The following is a 19,609-nucleotide window of genomic DNA, read 5'->3' on the forward strand; positions in this document are numbered from 1 at the left end:
AAAAATAACCTATTTTTGTAACTAGGCATGATTGAGCGAACGTATCGCTCCAAGTGTTTAACCTTAAATCGGAAGAATAATGAAATGGATAATCACAATACCAGCGATCCTCCTCTTTGCGTTAGCGGGATGTGGAAAAGATAAGTAATCGACAAATGAGCTTATCACTGTTGATGTTACGGCAAGTTACCCTAAAAAAGAACTAATTCTTCAAGATTTTATGGATGTCGAATATATTCCTTTGGAAACAAAGGACGATTTTATTTGCCAAGGTCTTGTCCTAGCAATCGGAAAGGATATTATTCTTGCCAGAAACCGAATCAGAGATGGAGATATCTTTATCTATGACAGAAAAACGGGAAAAGGATTAAAAAAATAAATAGAGAAGGGCAAGGTGGAGAAGAATATACGTTCATCCAAAGAATTGTGCTTGATGAAAAACAAAATGAAATATTTGTACTCGATCATTTTTCAAGGAAAATATCAGTATATGATTTAGATGGGAATTTTAAAAGAAGCCTTAAACGAGGTGATGAACTCTATTTCTTTCATTTATACAATTTCAACCAAACAAATTTAATAACTAATAATTATTGGGTAACAGACAAGCCTGCTTTTACTATTATATCTAAACAGGATGGAACAACCAAACAAATCCAGATTCCATTTAAAGAAAAAATATCAATGGCTGTAAACTATTCTGATAAAGCAAAGGATATATATTACAACGTGATCCCTGATAACTATAATCCTATAATTCCCTATTTTGATTGTTGGGTACTTGTAGAACAATCATCCGATACAGTATATAAGTACCAATCAGACCATAAAATGATACCGATTATAGCAAGGACCCCATCCGTACAATCCATGAATCCGGAAGTATTCCTCTTCCTAGGGATTCTTACTAACCGCTATTATTTTATGGAAACGGTTAAAAAAGAATATAACTTCGAGACACATGAGGGATTTCCCACTACAGACTTATTATATGACAAACAAGAAAAGGCTATTTTTGAATATATTGTATATAACAACGATTATTCTGAGAAAAGAGCGGTGAATATGAAATCACTTCCTGTAGACGATAAAATCGCATCTTGGCAAAGTATCGAGGCTTCCCAGCTCATTGAGGATTATGAAAAAGGGAAGTTGAAGGGACGATTAAAAGAAATTGCCGCAAGTTTAGATGAAGAATCCAATCCGGTAATCATGTTAATAAAACACAAAAAACAAACCAATCCCTAATGGTTATGAATCCAATGGAGGCTGTCTCTTATAATACAAAAATTGAGAAACAATTATTTTTTTTGCCGGTCGGATTGACGAAATAAAGGGTGTGAGTTCTTTGATCAAAGCGTTCCATATGGTCTTAGAAGCTCATCCTAATAGTCGTTTGCTGATAGCCGGTAACGGTGATTATACAAGGGCCTTCCAAGAAGCAAAAAATATTTGACCACATGCATAGATTCCTTGATGTACCAAGGCGATCTGCACTTGGAGATTGTCTTGGTGGATGATGGCTCGACCGACTTATCCAGAAAGATCGCTGACGAATACGCTAAGAAAGAGGATCGTATCAAGGTGATTCATCAAGAGAACGAGGGAGCGTCCGCTGCCCGTAACCCAGGTTTGGAGATTGCCCAAGGTGAGTATATCGCTTTTTTAGATAGCGAAGACTGGATAAGTTGGAAGGACAAACATGGGTCAGCTGGCATCTGGAGTCCGAAAAGGATGATCTGGGAATCAACGACCCGGAAATAAACGAACTATTCGACCTTTTGATAAGTGACCCACAAGATAGCAAGATAGCGAGAGGAAACAACATCCATTGCTAAGCCTTTGCCTAAATTATGTAAATAACGGATAGAATTCCATTCACCGCTATAAGTTTTGAGCAAAAAGAAGAGATATCGAGAAAAAATAACCTATTTTTGTAATTAGGCATGATTGAGCGAATGTATCGCCCTAAGTGTTTAACCTTAAATCGTAAGAATAATGAAATGGATAATCACAATTTCAGCGATCCTTCTCTTTGCGTTAGCGGGATGTGGAAAAGATAAACAATCAACAAATGAACTCATCACAGTTGATGTTACAAAGAATTATCCTGAAAAGGAATTGACACTACAGGATTTCATGGATGTAGAATACATCCCGTTGGAAACAAATGATGAGTTTGTTACCCAAGGCAAAGTAATGGCCATTGGTGCAGAAGTTATATTAATAACCAACTGGGCCAACGACGGGAATTTGTTTGTTTTTGACAGAAAAACCGGCAAAGCCTTGAAGAAGATAAACAGGAAAGGGCAAGGTGGCGAGGAATATGTAGATATTACTGAAATTGTTTTAGATGAAGCAAACAAGGAAATATTTGTCATAGCCTATACCGGAAGTAAAATCTCAGTATATGATCTATACGGAAATTTTAAAAGGAGTTTCAAAGCCGAAGGTACGGAATCTCATATAAATACATTTAATTACGACCGGGATAATTTGATCTCTTATGTACCAGATAATAGTCTGGAAAACCCGTCAAACGCCATACCTCCATATTATTTAATCTTTTCCAAGCAGGATGGAAGTATCACCCGGAAAATATCAATTCCTTTTGATGAAGTTAAAAGCCCGGTCGCAAGAGATGGGGAAAACTGGGAGAACTGGGCCGCTCCAGTACCAACCGCCATGTATCAAATAGTTCCAGATCATACCAATTGGGTACTTATGGAGACATCATCCGATACCATATACCACTATTTGCCGGATGCTAATACGACAATCCCCCTTATCGTAAGAACCCCCTCCATACACTCCATGGATCCTCCTGAAGTATTTCTTATGCCAACCGTTTTTACCGACCGTTATTATTTCATGAGCCTGTTGAAAGCGGAATTTAATTTTGAAACAGGGAGAGGGTTTCCGACTTCCGGATTGATGTACGATAGGTTAGAAAATTCTGTATTCATACCTAAAACATACAATGGTGATTATACCAGCAAAAGAGAAGTGTATATGATGTCAAGACCTTTAGATCCGGGATTCGTAATCGGACAGGCATTGCAAGCCCACGAACTTGTCGAGGCTTACGGGAAAGGACGATTGAAAGGCAAACTGAAAGAGATCGCAACTACATTGGATGAAGAGTCTAATCCGGTGATTATGCTGATAAAACATAAGAAAAATAAATACTAGCATGAAAGTAAATTTAATTTCAGTAGTCCTCCTCTTTGCCTTAGCGGGATGTGGAAAAGATAAGCAATCGACAGACGAGCTTGTCACGATCAATGTTAGCAAAGATTACCCAGAAAAGGAGCTAATCCTTCAGGATATTATGGATGTGGAATATATTGCGCTGGAAACGACTGACGAATTTATCACACATGGTAATGTCATGGATGTCGACGAAAAATTTATAATAGTAAAAAACAACACAAACGACGGGAACATATTCATTTTTGACCGGAAAACGGGAAAAGCTATACGGAAAATAAACCGTTTAGGACAAGGTGTCGAGGAATATCCGGGGATTGCAGGAATTACACTAGATGAGGAAAACAATGAGCTATTTGTTACACATACAGGGAAAATATCAGTATATGATTTAGACGGGGACTTTAAAAGAAGCTTTAATTTCCTAGACCCCGAGAGTGACTACCTTAAGGTTTTTAATTATGACAAGGATAATCTGATCACTTATGATAACAAAGGCTATGGAATGGTGGCAGACCAACAGCCTTATCATTTGATTATCTCAAAGTATGATGGAAGTATTATCCAGAAAATTACAATTCCTTCTAAAGAACAGAAAACACTGGTTATATTCGGAGATAATGATCAAAAAGTAATTCCTACTTTTTTTGCTACAACCGCCACTTCCGATAATTGGATACTTATGAATCTCTCATCCGATACCCTATATTCCTATTCGCCAAACGGTCATATTAAGCCTTTTATCGTGAGGACACCCTCTATATATTCCATGGATACAGAAATATTTCTTTTTGTAGAGGAGGTGACAAGCCGTTATTATTTTATGAGAACCGTAGAAAAAAAACTCGATATTAAAACGAGAAAAATACCGGTGAGTAGGTTGGTATACGACAAACAGGAAGATTCTATATTCAAATATCAAATATATAATACTGATTTTTTATATCAAAGACCGATCTATTGGATTTCATCTATTAATCAAGATATCGCGAACTGGTATCCCTTTGATGTGCCTGAACTGATTGAGGCTTATAAAGAAGGGAAGCTCAAAGGCAGGCTAAACGAAATCGCGACGAAATTGAATGAGGATTCCAATCCCGTCATAATGCTGATCAAGTATAAGAAATAAGAACTAAATCATGTCTATATCCTAATGTTTTAATTTATGCTAAGATCGTTTCCACATTATCAGCAATTGGATTCTATGGACTGTGGTCCTAGCTGCCTCCGTATGATCGCCAAGTTCTATGGTCGTGTGTACTCGATCCAGAACTTACGGGAGAAAGCCTTCATCACCCGGGAAGGAGTCTCCATGCTGGGTATCAGCGAGGCGGCGGAAGCGATCGGGTTCCGAACACAGGGCGTGCGGATCACGGTGGAGGAATTGGAAAAGGAATGTCCCCTACCCTGCATACTGCACTGGAACCAATGGCATTTCGTGGTTTGCTACAAGATAAAGAAAGGGAAGTTCTACATAGCGGACCCGGCGGCGGGACTTATCACCTATACGAGGGAGGAGTTCAAGCGGTGCTGGGTCAGTACCAAGGTGGACGGGCAGGATACCGGGACGGCGCTCTTGCTGGAACCGGGGCCGGAGTTCTACGGGATGGAGGACGAGGAGAGAGACAGGAAACGTAACCTCGGATTCTTTTTCCGATATATATCGCCCTACAGGCGGGAGATGGCACAGCTCGTGCTGGGCATGGTGACAGCCAGCGTACTGCAACTCATCCTGCCTTTCCTCACGCAGAGCTTGGTAGATACCGGTATACGGGACAACAACCTAGGTTTCATAACCTTGATCCTTATATCGCAATTGGTGATCTTTATCGCCAAGCTATCCGTGGACTTCATACGGAGCTGGATATTGCTGCACGTAAACACGAGGATCAATATCGCCTTGATCTCCGATTTCCTCGCCAAGCTGATGCGCCTGCCCCTGCATTTCTTCGATACCAAGATGGTGGGCGATATCATGCAGCGCATCGGAGACCATGACCGCATCGAGGCTTTCATGACGGGGACATCCATCAATACGCTCTTCTCTTTCGTCAACTTCATCGTGTTCGGGTTCGTACTGGCCTACTATGACTGGACCATACTGGGATTGTTCCTACTAGGAAACGGGTTGTACGTGGCGTGGGTGCTGGGCTTCATGAGATGGAGGAGGGAGCTGGACGTAAAGCGTTTCTCGCAGGCGGCCGGGGAGCAGAGCAACCTATTCCAGCTCATCACCGGAATGCAGGAGATCAAGCTCAATAATTGCGAGACCAAGATGCGATGGAAATGGGAACGGATACAGGTAAAACTTTTCAAGATAGGGATCAAGGGGTTGGCGTTACAACAATATCAGCAACTCGGGGCGGTCTTTTTCAACCAGACCACGAACATACTCATCTCCTTCATCGCGGCACGGGCCGTCGTGCAAGGGGATATGACGCTGGGTATGATGATGTCGGTGACCTACATCGTGGGGCAGCTCTCCTCACCTATCGAGCAATTGATCGATTTCTCACGGTCCTTGCAGGACGCGAAGATCAGTTTGGAGCGGCTCGGCGAGATACACGGGAAGGAGGACGAGGAAGAGGTAGGCGGGATAAGACTGAATGTTCTCCCCGATGACAGGACGCTACGGTTGGAAAACCTCAGCTTCAACTATGACGGGGCGGACAGGGATTACGTGCTGGAGGATATCAACCTGACGATACCCCATAACAGGGTGACCGCCATCGTAGGGGCCAGCGGAAGCGGAAAAACGACTATAGTAAAACTCCTGCTCGGTTTTTATAACCCTAACAAGGGGGACGTGAGGATCGGCGATACCTCCCTCAGGAACTTGAATCCTCACGTATGGCGTAGCAAGACCGGTTCGGTCATGCAGGATGGTTTTATCTTCTCGGATACGATCGCCAACAACATCGCCCCCGGCGAAGAGGTGGTGGACAAGGAACGCCTGCTGCATGCCGTGACGGTAGCGAATATCCGGGATTTCATCGATTCGCTCCCGCTGGGCTATAATACGAAGATCGGCATGGAGGGCAATGGAGTAAGCCAAGGGCAGAGGCAACGGATCCTGATCGCCCGGGCGGTGTACAAGAATCCCGACTTCATCTTCCTGGACGAGGCCACGAACGCTTTGGACGCAAACAACGAGCGGGAGATCATGGAGCAGTTGCACGCCTTCTATAAAGGACGGACGGTGGTGGTCGTGGCGCATCGGCTAAGCACGGTACGTGACGCGGACAAGATCGTGGTGCTGGACAAGGGACGCATCGTGGAGGAAGGGACGCATCAGGAACTCACGGCCTTGCGGGGGACTTATTATAAGTTGGTGAAGAACCAGTTGGAGCTTGGGAATTGAGAATTGAAAGTTGAAAATTAGTTGGAGAAGAGAAATAAGGACATAGAACTGAGGAGCGAGGAGGTACAGGAGGTGATGGGGCAAGTGCCGGCCTGGATCGTACGGTGGGGGATAACGCTGTTATTCCTCGTGGTCGTGACGTTGCTGGTGGGGAGCTGTTTCTTTAAGTATCCTGACGTGATCACGGCAGACATGACATTGACGGGGCAACATCCCGCGACGGCGGTAGTGACACGGGCAGCGGGAAAGATACAGGAGCTGCTCGTCAGGGATAATCGTCCGGTAAGGGAGGGGGATTGGCTGGCGGTCATAGAGAATCACGCCGACACGGACGATGCCATCTATCTGGATAAGGTGTTGGAACGATCCGGAAGCGACGTGGATAGCTTGGACAAGGCATTATCAAAGTACAAGGAGCTATCGCTGGGTGATATGCAAGCGGCTTACTCGGGACTACTCTCGGCGCTCCATGCCTGCATCAATTACAGGGAGATCGATTATTATCCACAAAAAATGGCCTCCATCCGCAAACAGATAGCGTTGTATAAGGCTTACTACAACGAGACCGAACGGCAGCGGAAGACCCTCTCGGAGCAATTCGCCTTGACAAGGCGGCAATACACCCGGGATTCATTATTGTATAGCCGGTCCGTGATTTCCTCCTACGAGCATGAGACCGCACGGGCTTCTTTGCTGCAAAGCCGTTATTCGCTGGAAGGGGCGGCAGCCTCGGCCGAGAATCTCCGGATACAGATCGGGGAGCAAGAGCAATCCTTGCTGGATCTGACGCTGGAGCGGAGCGAGAAAGAATTTACGCTACGGCAGGAATTACAGACCGCCCGGGAACAATTGCTGAATAGCATGAACGAGTGGAGGTTGCGTTATTGCCTCATCGCCCCGGTAGGGGGTGTCGTGACTTTCACCAAGTACTGGAACGAGAACCAGTATATCCCATCCGGAGAGGTGGCTTTCACCGTCGTGCCGCAAGGCGAGAGCCGGCTGGTGGGGAAGGTGCGCATACCGATAGCACGCTCGGGAAAAGTCCGGAGAGGCCAGCGGGCGATCGTCCGTTTCTCCAATTTCCCGGATCAGGAGTTTGGCGTGGTAAACGGCGTGGTATCGAATATCTCATTGGTCCCCACCGACGAGTACTATACGGCGGATATCGATTTTCCAAAGGGTCTGAGAACCAATTACGGTATCGACCTGCCCGTCTCGCCCGAGACGCAAGCCTCCGCGGAGATCGTAACGGAAGAATTACGCCTGATCGAACGATTCTTCCTCCCGATCAAACGGATCGTGAAAGAAGGATTTTAGTGTAATATTATCCTTTCTTTCCTATGCGTTTATCACAGATGTCACGAGTGACAGAGTTCGCCGCAGACTATGTCATTCAACTTCTATTACAAATTCTTACAATTAAGATAGCTCCTTATGAAAAAATTTTATTTTATTACGCTTAGTTTTTGAAAAAACTTATTGTACCTTTGCCCTAATCACTCAATAAAGGTATAACCATGACAACTAAGTTCTTGCTCTCGTCCGATGACAATACTCGCAGTGGCCTTCTGAAAAAGAAGATCATACATTATTATATGGCCAATGGAGACGCTACTATAGCGGAGGTATGTAAAGAAATGAATCTCAGTATCCCCACCGTCACTAAGCTAATTAGCGAATTACAAGAGGACGGTTATATACTCGACTTTGGAAAACAAGAGACTAGCGGAGGGCGTAAACCTAGTATTTACGGGCTCAATCCCGTATCCGGCTATTTTGTGGGCGTAGATATACTGAAAGATCAACTGAATCTAGCCATATTAGATTTTAAAGGAGATAAGATCCGCATTGAGCAGAATATCCCTTATACACTCGAAAACACACCAGCCGCTTTAGACCATCTTTGCGAATGTATCAATGAATTTATAAACTCGTTGCCGATCCCAAGGGAAAAGATATTAAGCATTGGCATTAATATATCCGGACGGGTAAATCCTTTCGCCGGATATAGCTATAGCATTTTTTACTTTGAGGAGAAGCCCTTGTCTCAAATCCTTGAGGAAAAACTACATATAAAGATCTATATAGAGAATGACACCCGTTCCATGGCTTACGGCGAATATCTTCAAGGAGTCGTAAAAGGAGAAAAAAATATCCTATTCATCAATATATCTTGGGGATTAGGTATCGGTATCATCATAGACGGCAAGGTTTATTTCGGGAAATCAGGCTTCTCCGGAGAATTTGGGCACTTCAGCTTCTTCGAGAATGAGATTCTTTGCCATTGCGGTAAAAAAGGATGCCTCGAGACTGGAGCTTCCGGTTCTGCCCTATACCGTACCCTCCTTGAGCGGTATAAAGAGGGTAGCAACACCATATTGGCCAGTAAAATCGATGCCGGGGAATACATCGGGCTCTCTGACTTGATCGACGCTATTCAGAAAGAGGATATGCTATCTATTGAGATACTGGAGGAGATCGGTTTTAATCTAGGTAAAGGAATAGCCGGATTGATGAACATTTTCAATCCGGAACTGGTCGTACTGGGCGGCCCCTTGTCGCAGACGGGAGAATATTTAAGCCTACCTATTAAAAGTGCCGTCAGGAAGTACTCTTTGAACTTGGTAACCCGTGATACTCAGATCAAAGTATCCAAATTAGGTGAAAGAGCGGGTATATTAGGAGCCTGCCTGCTATCTCGATCTAAAATTCTAGGTATGATTTAATATGTATTTCAAAGGAATTAAATAAAAAATAAATAATTATTTCATTTTCTCGATAAAACACTACTATATTATTAAATTATTTTATTTATATTTGCATCATAATTAAAATTAGAGGTTAAAACTCATAAAAATAACGCAGGTATGGATAAAATTAAAGGACTGATCGATGCTCCCTTCACTCCGTTCCATGAGAACGGGGAAGTTAATTACGAGCCAATTGAAGCTTATGCGAAACTTCTTGTGAAAAACGGACTGAAAGGCGTGTTCATCAATGGTTCTTCCGGAGAAGGTTATATGCTGACAGAGGAAGAACGCATGAAATTGGCCGAGAAATGGATGGAAGCAGCTCCGGAAGGCTTTAAGGTAATTGTGCACGTAGGTAGCACATGCGTTAAGTCTAGTCGTAATTTGGCGGAACATGCTCAAAAGATCGGCGCTTGGGGTATTGGCGCTATGGCTACTCCTTTCCCTCGTATCGGTCGAATTGAGGAATTGGTAAAGTACTGCGAGGAGATCGCTTGCGGCGCTCCTGCCTTACCGTTTTACTACTATCATATCCCTGCGTTTAACAACGCTTTCCTCCCTATGCTGGATTTTTTAAAAGCAGTAGACGGGCGTATCCCTAATTTCGCCGGTATCAAATATACATACGAGAGCTTATACGAATACAATCAATGTCGTTTATACAAGGATGGTAAATTCGACATGTTGCACGGACAGGATGAAACGATTCTTCCTTGCCTTGCGATGGGTGGAGCGCAAGGAGGTATCGGTGGTACCACAAACTATAACGGAAAAGAATTAACCGGTATCCTAGAGGCTTGGGCAGCCGGTGACTTAGAGACAGCTCGCGAGAGACAAAACTTCTCTCAGGAGGTTATTAACGTTATCTGCAATTACCGTGGTAATATCGTCGGAGGAAAACGCATCATGAAATTGATCGGATTAGATCTCGGCAAGAACCGTACCCCGTTCCGGAATATGACGGACGAAGAAGAGGCCGCGATGAAAGCGGAATTAGAGGCTATCAATTTCTTTGAAAGATGTAATAAATTCTAAGGTATGGCAGCGTTTGACAATTTATCTAATCCATCGGAATATCTAGCTTATTGGGGCAAGACCTATCGGAATGAGCTTCTTTCCAATATTCTTCCTTTTTGGATGAAATACGGACTGGACAAAGAGAACGGCGGTTACTTTACTTGCGTAGACCGGGATGGTACTCTGATGGACTCCACTAAATCCGTTTGGTTCCAAGGACGATTCGCCTTTATCTTGGCATATGCCTATAATCACATTGAGAAGAACGAAGAATGGCTGAGAGCCTGTAAAAACGGTATCGATTTCATCGAGAAACATTGTTTTGATACGGACGGACGTATGTTCTTCGAGGTGACAGCGACAGGCATCCCTGTACGTAAACGCCGTTACGTATTCTCCGAGACTTTTGCGGCGATCGCTATGGCCCACTATGCATTGGCATCAGGCGACAAAGGCTATGCCGAGAAGGCCGTGAACTTATTCAAGCAAGTATTACACTATAAGAATACCCCGGGATTATTGGAGCCTAAATTTCGTGAAGGTCTCGTGGCGAAAGGCCATTCTTTCTGCATGATACTGATCGATACGGCGGCACGCATCCGTGAGGCTATAAACGATCCCATACTTACACAACAAATCGATGATTCCATAGCCGAGCTACGCCGTGATTTCATGCATCCCGAATTCAAGGCTATCTTGGAGACAGTAGGACCCAACGGTGAGTTTATCGACTCTATCGCCGGGCGTACCATCAATCCCGGCCACTCCATCGAGACCGCATGGTTTATCTTGGAAGAGGCCAAATACCGAGGATGGGACCCCCAACTAAAAGAGATGGGCTTACAAATCCTCAACTGGTCTTGGGACTGGGGCTGGGATAAGACGTACGGCGGAATCAACTATTTCAAGGATTGCAAAAACTTCCCTCCCCAAGAGTATTGGCACGACATGAAGTTCTGGTGGCCACAATGCGAGGCGGTTATCGCTACGCTTTACGCCTACCAAGCGACTGGCGACGCCAAATATCTCGAAATGCACAAACTAATAAACGATTACACATTTAATCATCTCCCCGACAAAGAATATGGGGAATGGTATGGCTACCTACACTTCGATGGTAGTCTCTCTCAATCTGCCAAAGGCAATCTATTCAAAGGTCCGTTCCACATTCCTAGAATGCTTCTCAAATGTAGTTTACTCTGCGACGAAATTCTTTCTAAATAACTTTATCTAAAATACTGAAAATTGGTCAATTGACATCAGGGGTCACAACCGTGGCTCCTGATGTTCTAAGGCTTTGTTTTCCTTTTTATTTTCCTCAATCAAATGAAAAATAAGAAATTATATCCTTGGATCGTAGTCGGTTTACTATGGGTTGTCGCCTTACTGAACTATATGGATCGCCAGATGCTATCAACCATGAAATCAGCTATGATGGTGGATATCGTGGAACTAGAGTCTGCGGCGAACTTCGGACGTTTGATGGCGGTCTTCCTCTGGATCTACGGATTCATGAGCCCTGTAGCCGGTATGGTGGCAGACAGGGTAAACAGGAAGTGGCTAATCGTGGGTAGCTTATTTGTCTGGTCCTTCGTGACTTTGATGATGGGGTATTGCACGGATTTCAATCAGATCTATTACCTACGTGCCTTGATGGGGGTCAGTGAGGCCCTGTATATTCCTGCCGGATTATCGCTTATCACAGATTATCACCAAGAGAAAACACGGTCATTAGCCGTAGGTATCCATATGACAGGTCTATACGTAGGCCAAGCCTTGGGGGGATTCGGAGCTACGGTGGCCAGCGCTTATACGTGGGAAACGACTTTCCATTGGTTTGGTATCATCGGCATCGCTTATAGCGTGGTCTTGATCATCTTCTTACACGATAAGAAAGATCATGTGGAACAAGCCGTAAAACTGGAAAATTATCCGAAAGAGAATCCGATTTCCGGTGCGTTTAAAGGATTAGGGATGTTATTCACGAACATCGCTTTTTGGATCATTCTTCTTTATTTCGCCACGCCGAGCTTACCGGGTTGGGCGACAAAGAACTGGCTCCCTACCCTATTCGCTGAAAATCTCTCGTTGGATATGTCCGAGGCCGGTCCGTTATCTACATTCACGATCGCTATCTCTTCCTTTATAGGGGTAATCGCCGGAGGTATTTTATCCGATAAATGGATCCAGCGGAATGTCCGGGGACGTGTATACACAGGCGCCATTGGTTTGGCATTAACGATACCCTCTCTCCTATTACTAGGATTTGGGCACAACTTCCCGATGATTATCGGCGGTGGTCTTTGCTTCGGTATCGGTTATGGTATATTCGACGCCAATAATATGCCTATCCTTTGCCAATTCATCTCCCCCCGTTATCGGGCTACAGCCTATGGAATTATGAATATGACCGGTGTATTTGCCGGAGCCGCCATCACGGATATACTAGGAAAATCTACCGACGCTGGTAATCTTGGCCATGACTTCGCCATGCTAGCCGGATTGGTACTCATCGCACTTTTAATCCAAGTGATCTTCTTACGTCCGAAAGTCGCTAATATGACCGACGAATGCTAATTAATCTCATCCAATAAACTAAATAAACAACAAAAAAGTAATTCATTATGAAGAAGAATCTACTGCTCTTAATGCTCGCGCTCCTACTTCCGGCATTTATGTACGGACAAGAGCAGACAGTCTCCGGAACAGTGCTGGATACCTACAACATGGGTGTCCCCGGTGCGTCTATCGTTGAAAAAGGCACGACAAATGGAACGATTACCGATTTCGACGGTAATTACACTCTCACCGTATCCAACAAGAACGCCACATTAGTATTTTCTTTCATTGGGTACAAGACACAAGAAGTTCCAGTAGCCGGAAAGGCCAAAGTAGACGTGATCCTACAAGAAAACGCCGAACAGCTAGACGAAGTAGTGGTAACCGGTTACGGTGGCTCACAAAAGAGAGCGACCTTGACAACCTCTATCTCTAAATTGGATAACGCCGTACTGGAAAATGCAGCGATGTCTAACGCCGGACAATCCTTGCAAGGAACCGTATCTGGTTTGCGCGTCGTAAACACGACCGGTCAGCCGGGAGCAAACCCAAATATCGTACTTCGTGGCGGAGCTACCATAACAGGTAAGGATAATGGCGCATTGGTCGTTGTAGATGGTATCGTGCGCAACTCATTGGCCGACATCAACCCCTCCGACATCGAGTCTATCCAAGTATTGAAAGACGCAGCCTCAACCGCTATCTACGGTGCCCGTGCCAATGGTGGCGTAATCTTGGTTACCACGAAACGTGGTAAAGAAGGATCCGCTTCCGTCTCTTACAAGTTCAAGGGAGGTGCCAACTTTGCTCGCACAGGTTATGATTACTTAAACGCTCACGATTATATTTACTACAATCGCTTAGGATACCAAAGAACTGGACGTTCAGGCATGGATAACCAAATGGGATACGGTATCGGGAATGACCTATTTGATATCCGTTATTTGGATGACAGTACCAAAGGCCTCTTGGCAGAAGGTTGGCAACAAATGCAAGACCCAACCGATCCGAATAAACAAATCTTATTCAAGGATTACTCAGGGCAAATGAAAGACGCAGCCTTCCAAGACCCTTCTTTCACGCAAGATCATTATATCAATATCACAGGAGGTAACGACAAAGGTACATTCGCAGCCAGCTTAGGTTACTACAAAGAAGACGGTCTCATTAAGGGAACCAGCTACGAGCGTTTCTCCGGGACATTCAATGGATCCTATAAGATATTTCCGATCTTGACAGTCAACGCTGGAACGACTTATACATGGTCTCGCCAGCCGGGTCTTTGGATCGGATCATATGAGTTCTTCTATCGCACAATGAGCCAACGCCCTACATGGAACCCATACATGGAAGACGGATCTCCCGCTTCAGGCTTCGGCACGGGTGATGGAAACCCTCTTTACTACAAAGATAAATTAACGAATACGAATGGAACCCGCCGCTCTACCTATAATATCGGTTTTGATCTAGAGATCATCCCGAAGAAATTAATCTTGAAAGAGAATAGCGCCCTATACCACGTAGACGATCAAACAGATAAGTTCGAGAAATCTTACCAACAACAAAACGCCACTAGCCCGAATCTTACCCGTAAGGCTGAGGCCAAATATATAAAGCAGAACCAACAGCAACATAGTGTTACTTTGACGTACACAGACACATTCAAAGAAAAACACAATCTGGAGGCAATACTTGGTGGCGAGTATTTCAATTGGCATCAATATACGCTGAACGCAAGGACCGAAAATTCTCCGTCGGATGACATCCCTACTTTGAACGCTGGTAGTAATCGTACCTATACCTATAGCTACAAGGAAGGCTATCGTATCCTTTCTGGCTTTGCCCGTGTAAACTATAACTACAATTACAAATACCTGTTATCGGTCGTAGCTCGTTATGACGGAATCTCCAAGTTAAGCGATAACCGTTGGGGCTTCTTCCCGGGTATCTCCGCTGGTTGGAATATCATGGAAGAGGAGTTCTTTAAGGAATCGAAGTTGGTAGATGTGATCTCTAACCTGAAGCCTCGTATCAGCTACGGCGTGAACGGTAACGTAAACGGATTAGGATACTACGACGTATATGGCAGCTATGGGCAGAAAGACGCGAACGGATCGATCATAACAAACTATGATGGCTCTGTAGGTTTCTATAATGACAAATTGGTAAACGGTGGATTACGTTGGGAGCAAAGTAAATCTTTCGAAGTAGGTTTGGATATAGGATTCTTCAACAATCGCTTGAGCTTTATCCTAGACTATTATAATCGTACGACTTCCGATTTATTGACAGATTTGGATTTACCCAATTACACTGGTTTCAACAGCATCAAAACCAACTTGGGAACTTTACGTAACCAAGGTTTCGAGATGGAAGTAAAAGCGAATATCCTAAACAACGTAAACGGATTCAGTTGGGATGTATCAGCAAACTTATCTACGGTAGCGAACAAGATTGTCAAGCTTCCGGCCAATGGGAACGAAAATAACCGCCAAGGAGGTTACCAAGTATACGACCCGCAAAAGGGTGAAGTCGTATGGGTTGGCGGAAAACAAGAAGGAGGTAAGCTGGGTGATTTATTTGCCTTCAAGCAAGATCATATCTTCAAGGATTGGGATGACGTGAAAGCGAATGCCAATAACCGCTACGACGCAATTGGAGAATTGTATGGCCCCGCCGCATGGGAAGCTTTAAAGGATAAGGCAGGTAAGCAACCGATCGAGCCGGGTGACGTTTGTTGGGCCGACTTGAACAATGATGGCGTAATCAACAATCTAGACCGCGTGAAAGTAGGTAATCTTTTCCCGACAGTAACCGGTGGTTTCTCCACGACATTAGGCTATAAGGATTTCTCTTTATACGCTCGTTTTGATTATGCGTTAGGGCATACGCTGTATAACGACTTAGCCGCACGTTCACTTGGACAATATCAAGGTTCGTTTAACATCATCGATATGGTGAAAGACAGTTGGTCGGAGACAAACCAGGATACGGATATACCTAAGTTCTACTATGCCGATCAGTTGAGTAAGAAGAATATTACTCGCTCCAACAATGGTTTAACAGCAGTTGACAACAACAGCTCCCGCTTCTACGAAAAGGGTGATTATCTAGCTTTACGTGAAATCACATTGACTTGGAACCTACCGAAGAAATGGATTAACAAAGCCTTGATGAGCAATGCATCTGTTTATGTAACCGGACAAAACTTGTTCTACATCACAGGATATACCGGTGTATCTCCGGAACCGGCGGTAGATACTACCTATGGTCAAGGTCTTGATAACGGTAGATACCCAACTCCTAAAACGGTTCTTCTTGGTTTATCCGTAACATTTTAGTCAAACCCATTAAAAAAGACAGACATTTATGAAAAAGATAATTATAGCCATGATGGCAGCAGTCTCATTACTGAATTTCAGCGGATGCGACTCCTTGGACATGGAACCCGTAAGTAGTATTTCCGACGCAAACTATTGGAAATCCCCGGACCAGTTTAAGGCATTCAACATAGGTTTACACGGATTGCTCCGTTCACAATCCAGTTATAACATATTCGTATTGGGCGAACCTCGCTCGGACATCTACGGAGATCAGCCATTCGGAGGCGAGGCTACCCAAGGCGTAGAGCGTTTCTCATACAACACGATCAACGCAGAGTTTACAGGTATCAGCAACTTCGCTAATTTTTATACGACACTGAACCAAATCAACTTGATGATCCGTAGAACGAACGAGACCGATTTATTAGGCGAGGCCGAAAAGAACTATTACTTAGGGCAGGCTTACGGTTTACGCGCCTATATCTATTTCCATTTGTTACGCTCTTGGGGAGACGTTATCATTACTACGGAGCCAACCTTAGGTAGCGAATTGGATATCTCTCACCTTGATAAGGCCGCTTCTCCAGCGAGTGAGGTGATGGATCTGATCAAGAAGGATATCGATGCCTCGGAAAAAGCTTTTGGCGGAGATTATTCTTATAAACAAGGAAAGTGTTATTGGTCTAAACCCGCTACCTTGATGCTGAAAGGTGAGGTTTATCTATGGAGCGGACGCCAGATGGGTGGCGGCACGGGCGATTATACCGTAGCCAAGACAGCCTTGCAAGATCTTCAACAAAACGGCAACTTAAAGCTGCAAGAGAAATTCACGGACGTTTTCTCTTTCAACAATAAGGAGAACAGCGAGATGATCTTCGCACTCCATAGTGGTAAGGAGGATGATTTCATGATGTGGAGAGACTATAACTGGCGTAACAATATGGTACCTCAACGTGAGTACATGGCAGGCTACTGTGACGAGACAGGAACTCCATTCCTTGAAATACCGGGATACAACCTACAAGGCTTAATGCGCTACCAAGTAAAGAAAGATCATTACCTAAAATCATTCCGCGAAGGTGATACCCGCTTGAAAGGTACCTTGAAGGCGGTTTACAAAAAGCACGAAGACGGAACCTTGGAATATATCGCACCAATCCAATACAAGTTCCAAGGAACCACCTTGGAAGGTAGCAACGAAAGAAGTTGGTACGATGATTATCCTATCTATCGCTATGCGGATGCCTTGCTATTATTAGCCGAGGCTAAGGCCTTGCTCGGAGAAGATCCTTCTACAGAGATCAACGCCGTTCGCGAGCGTGCTTACGGTTCCGAATATTTTAACGCACATAAGAACGAGGTGGCTTATCCGAATGACAAAGGAAGTTTCTATAACGATAACCCGTTTGAGGCGGGCGACGAGAATGTGATGGAAGCTATCCTTAAAGAGAGACTTCGCGAGTTCTTCTTTGAGGGTAAACGTTGGTACGACTTGAGACGCTTCGGTAAGGATTATGTATTAAAATATACCACAGCACAAGAATCACGTTTATTATGGCCGATCAATGAAGGGGCATTGACAAACAATCCCGCATTGAAACAGACTCCCGGATACTAATCGTACATAGGTTTAAGGCGATTGGATATAATTAGGTTTTTGGCACGAATTCCAAAGGGGCTTTGTTCATATGAATGAATATCGCTACCTTTGGAATTCACATATCTATTAATTTCAACCTACAAACAAAAAACATCATGAAAAAAACTTTCCTGTATTTCTGCCTTCTTTTCATCGTACAAACGGCTTTTGCGGCAGACAGTCTTTATGTGCGAGAGCAACAAATCCCCATCTTGATAGACCGGATCGACAATGTACTTTACGAGATGCGGATACCGGCCCAAAAAGGGGATGTATTAAACGAGATCACGATACAGATCGGAGACAATGTCAACCTGTCGGACATCCAAGCGATACGTCTATTTTATAGCGGAGTGGAAGCTCCTTCCCGCAAAGGGGAACATTTCAGTCCCGTTACGTACATATCCAGCCATATACCGGGAAATACCCGTAAGGCTCTTGAATCTTATTCCGTACGGCAAGATGAGGTTACCACCCCCTTGTCGCGCACGGTAAAACTAACCTCTAAACAACCGATGCTTAAAGGCATCAATTATTTCTGGGTAAGTATCCAGATGAAGCCAGAGACTTCCTTATTGGCAAAAGTAGCGACTACGATACCTAACGCCCAGATCAACAACAAACCGATCGACATCACTTGGAAAGGAAAGGTGGACGAACGCCATGTAGGTATCGGCGTACGCCAAGCCGGGGATGACGGATCGGCGGCCTTCCGCATCCCGGGATTAGTGACGACGAATAACGGAACATTACTCGGAGTCTACGATATTCGCTATAATAGCAGCGTGGACCTGCAAGAGAAAATCGATATCGGAGTAAGCCGCAGTACCGATAAGGGACAAACTTGGGAACCGATGCGAGTAGCCATGACTTTCAAACAAACGGATGGCCTGCCCCACGGACAAAACGGCGTGGGAGACCCATCGATCTTGGTAGACGAAAAGACCAATACGATCTGGGTAGTAGCCGCATGGACGCATGGTATGGGTAACGAACGGGCTTGGTGGAACTCCATGCCGGGAATGACACCGGACGAGACCGCCCAACTTATGCTCGTGAAAAGTGAGGACGATGGTAAGACGTGGAGCGAACCGATCAACATCACGTCTCAAGTAAAAGACCCGTCTTGGTATTTCCTATTGCAAGGCCCGGGACGAGGCATCACGATGCAAGACGGTACCTTGGTCTTCCCGATCCAGTTTATCGACGCTACCCGTGTGCCCAACGCCGGCATTATGTATAGCAAAGACCGCGGGAAAACATGGCACCTGCATAACTTAGCCCGCACGAATACCACGGAGGCACAAGTTGCCGAGGTAGAGCCGGGCGTATTGATGCTAAATATGCGCGATAACCGGGGCGGTAGCCGTGCCGTAGCCACGACAAAAGATTTAGGCAAGACATGGACAGAGCATCCTTCCAGCCGCAGTGCCTTGCAGGAACCCGTTTGTATGGCCAGCTTGATCAAGGTAAACGCCAAAGACAACATCACCGGCAAAGACCTTTTACTCTTCTCCAACCCGAATACGACAAAAGGGCGTAATCATATCACGATCAAGGCGAGTCTGGACGGCGGACTTACTTGGCCTACGGAGCATCAAGTCTTATTAGACGAGGCCGAGGGCTGGGGATATTCCTGTCTCTCCATGATCGATAAGGAAACGGTTGGAATCTTCTACGAGTCAAGCGTGGCACATATGACCTTCCAAGCCATTAAGCTAACAGATCTTATTCCTTAGAGAAACAATCT

General features: G+C 44.7%; 13 protein-coding genes and 1 pseudogene. All 14 read left to right on the forward strand.

Features of this window, described 5'->3' with window-relative positions:
• The first annotated feature begins 79 nt into the window (after positions 1-79).
• The 14 genes and pseudogenes from D7V92_RS10100 to D7V92_RS10165 all read left to right on the forward strand — a co-directional run bounded on the left by D7V92_RS10100 (position 80) and on the right by D7V92_RS10165 (position 19,598).
• A pseudogene (locus D7V92_RS10100) lies at positions 80-1,248 on the forward strand (6-bladed beta-propeller).
• Positions 1,249-1,303: 55 nt separating this feature from the next.
• Positions 1,304-1,456, forward strand: a complete 153-nt coding sequence (locus tag D7V92_RS10105) for a glycosyltransferase (RefSeq protein WP_224202621.1) — start codon at positions 1,304-1,306, stop codon at positions 1,454-1,456.
• Positions 1,453-1,764 (forward strand): glycosyltransferase, encoded by a 312-nt coding sequence (locus D7V92_RS10110; protein WP_008778897.1) that lies wholly within the window; start codon positions 1,453-1,455, stop codon positions 1,762-1,764. Before D7V92_RS10105 ends, D7V92_RS10110 begins: the two co-directional genes overlap by 4 nt.
• Before the next feature lie 234 nt (positions 1,765-1,998).
• A complete protein-coding gene (locus tag D7V92_RS10115) occupies positions 1,999-3,192 on the forward strand; it encodes a 6-bladed beta-propeller (protein ID WP_121772806.1) in 1,194 nt (397 codons plus the stop codon).
• Between the two features lies 1 nt (position 3,193).
• Positions 3,194-4,339, forward strand: coding sequence for a 6-bladed beta-propeller (locus tag D7V92_RS10120; RefSeq protein ID WP_121772807.1), 1,146 nt, complete (start codon positions 3,194-3,196; stop codon positions 4,337-4,339).
• Positions 4,340-4,375: 36 nt separating this feature from the next.
• Positions 4,376-6,571, forward strand: coding sequence for a peptidase domain-containing ABC transporter (locus D7V92_RS10125; RefSeq protein ID WP_121772808.1), 2,196 nt, complete (start codon positions 4,376-4,378; stop codon positions 6,569-6,571).
• Positions 6,572-6,592: 21 nt separating this feature from the next.
• Positions 6,593-7,888: an HlyD family secretion protein gene (locus D7V92_RS10130; RefSeq protein WP_121772809.1), complete on the forward strand. Its 1,296-nt coding sequence runs from the start codon at positions 6,593-6,595 to the stop codon at positions 7,886-7,888.
• Between the two features lie 200 nt (positions 7,889-8,088).
• Positions 8,089-9,297: an ROK family transcriptional regulator gene (locus D7V92_RS10135; protein ID WP_005863842.1), complete on the forward strand. Its 1,209-nt coding sequence runs from the start codon at positions 8,089-8,091 to the stop codon at positions 9,295-9,297.
• Positions 9,298-9,438: 141 nt separating this feature from the next.
• Complete coding sequence (locus D7V92_RS10140; RefSeq protein ID WP_008773239.1) at positions 9,439-10,356, forward strand: dihydrodipicolinate synthase family protein; 918 nt, start codon at positions 9,439-9,441, stop codon at positions 10,354-10,356.
• 3 nt (positions 10,357-10,359) lie between these two features.
• Positions 10,360-11,562, forward strand: a complete 1,203-nt coding sequence (locus D7V92_RS10145; RefSeq protein WP_005860496.1) for an AGE family epimerase/isomerase — start codon at positions 10,360-10,362, stop codon at positions 11,560-11,562.
• A gap of 102 nt (positions 11,563-11,664) precedes the next feature.
• On the forward strand, positions 11,665-12,915 hold the full coding sequence (locus tag D7V92_RS10150; RefSeq protein WP_005860494.1) for an MFS transporter: 1,251 nt from the start codon (positions 11,665-11,667) through the stop codon (positions 12,913-12,915).
• A 47-nt stretch (positions 12,916-12,962) separates the two neighbouring features.
• Positions 12,963-16,238 carry a TonB-dependent receptor gene (locus D7V92_RS10155; RefSeq protein ID WP_121772810.1) on the forward strand — a complete coding sequence of 1,092 codons (3,276 nt, stop codon included), beginning with the start codon at positions 12,963-12,965 and terminating at the stop codon, positions 16,236-16,238.
• A gap of 28 nt (positions 16,239-16,266) precedes the next feature.
• On the forward strand, positions 16,267-17,838 hold the full coding sequence (nanU, locus tag D7V92_RS10160) for a SusD family outer membrane lipoprotein NanU (RefSeq protein ID WP_005860490.1): 1,572 nt from the start codon (positions 16,267-16,269) through the stop codon (positions 17,836-17,838).
• A gap of 137 nt (positions 17,839-17,975) precedes the next feature.
• Entirely contained in the window at positions 17,976-19,598 is a 1,623-nt protein-coding gene (locus D7V92_RS10165; protein WP_036613805.1) for a sialidase family protein, read from the forward strand.
• The last annotated feature ends 11 nt before the right edge of the window (positions 19,599-19,609 follow it).

This window comes from Parabacteroides sp. CH2-D42-20 (genome assembly GCF_003670185.1).
GTDB classification, from domain to species: domain Bacteria; phylum Bacteroidota; class Bacteroidia; order Bacteroidales; family Tannerellaceae; genus Parabacteroides; species Parabacteroides distasonis.

Coding starts and splice junctions, on each gene's coding strand:
- D7V92_RS10115 (WP_121772806.1), top strand. CDS start 1,999: ATGAAATGGATAATCACAATTTCAGCGATCCTTCTCTTTGCGTTAGCG.
- D7V92_RS10120 (WP_121772807.1), top strand. CDS start 3,194: ATGAAAGTAAATTTAATTTCAGTAGTCCTCCTCTTTGCCTTAGCGGGA.
- D7V92_RS10125 (WP_121772808.1), top strand. CDS start 4,376: ATGCTAAGATCGTTTCCACATTATCAGCAATTGGATTCTATGGACTGT.
- D7V92_RS10135 (WP_005863842.1), top strand. CDS start 8,089: ATGACAACTAAGTTCTTGCTCTCGTCCGATGACAATACTCGCAGTGGC.
- D7V92_RS10140 (WP_008773239.1), top strand. CDS start 9,439: ATGGATAAAATTAAAGGACTGATCGATGCTCCCTTCACTCCGTTCCAT.
- D7V92_RS10145 (WP_005860496.1), top strand. CDS start 10,360: ATGGCAGCGTTTGACAATTTATCTAATCCATCGGAATATCTAGCTTAT.
- D7V92_RS10150 (WP_005860494.1), top strand. CDS start 11,665: ATGAAAAATAAGAAATTATATCCTTGGATCGTAGTCGGTTTACTATGG.
- D7V92_RS10155 (WP_121772810.1), top strand. CDS start 12,963: ATGAAGAAGAATCTACTGCTCTTAATGCTCGCGCTCCTACTTCCGGCA.
- nanU (WP_005860490.1), top strand. CDS start 16,267: ATGAAAAAGATAATTATAGCCATGATGGCAGCAGTCTCATTACTGAAT.
- D7V92_RS10165 (WP_036613805.1), top strand. CDS start 17,976: ATGAAAAAAACTTTCCTGTATTTCTGCCTTCTTTTCATCGTACAAACG.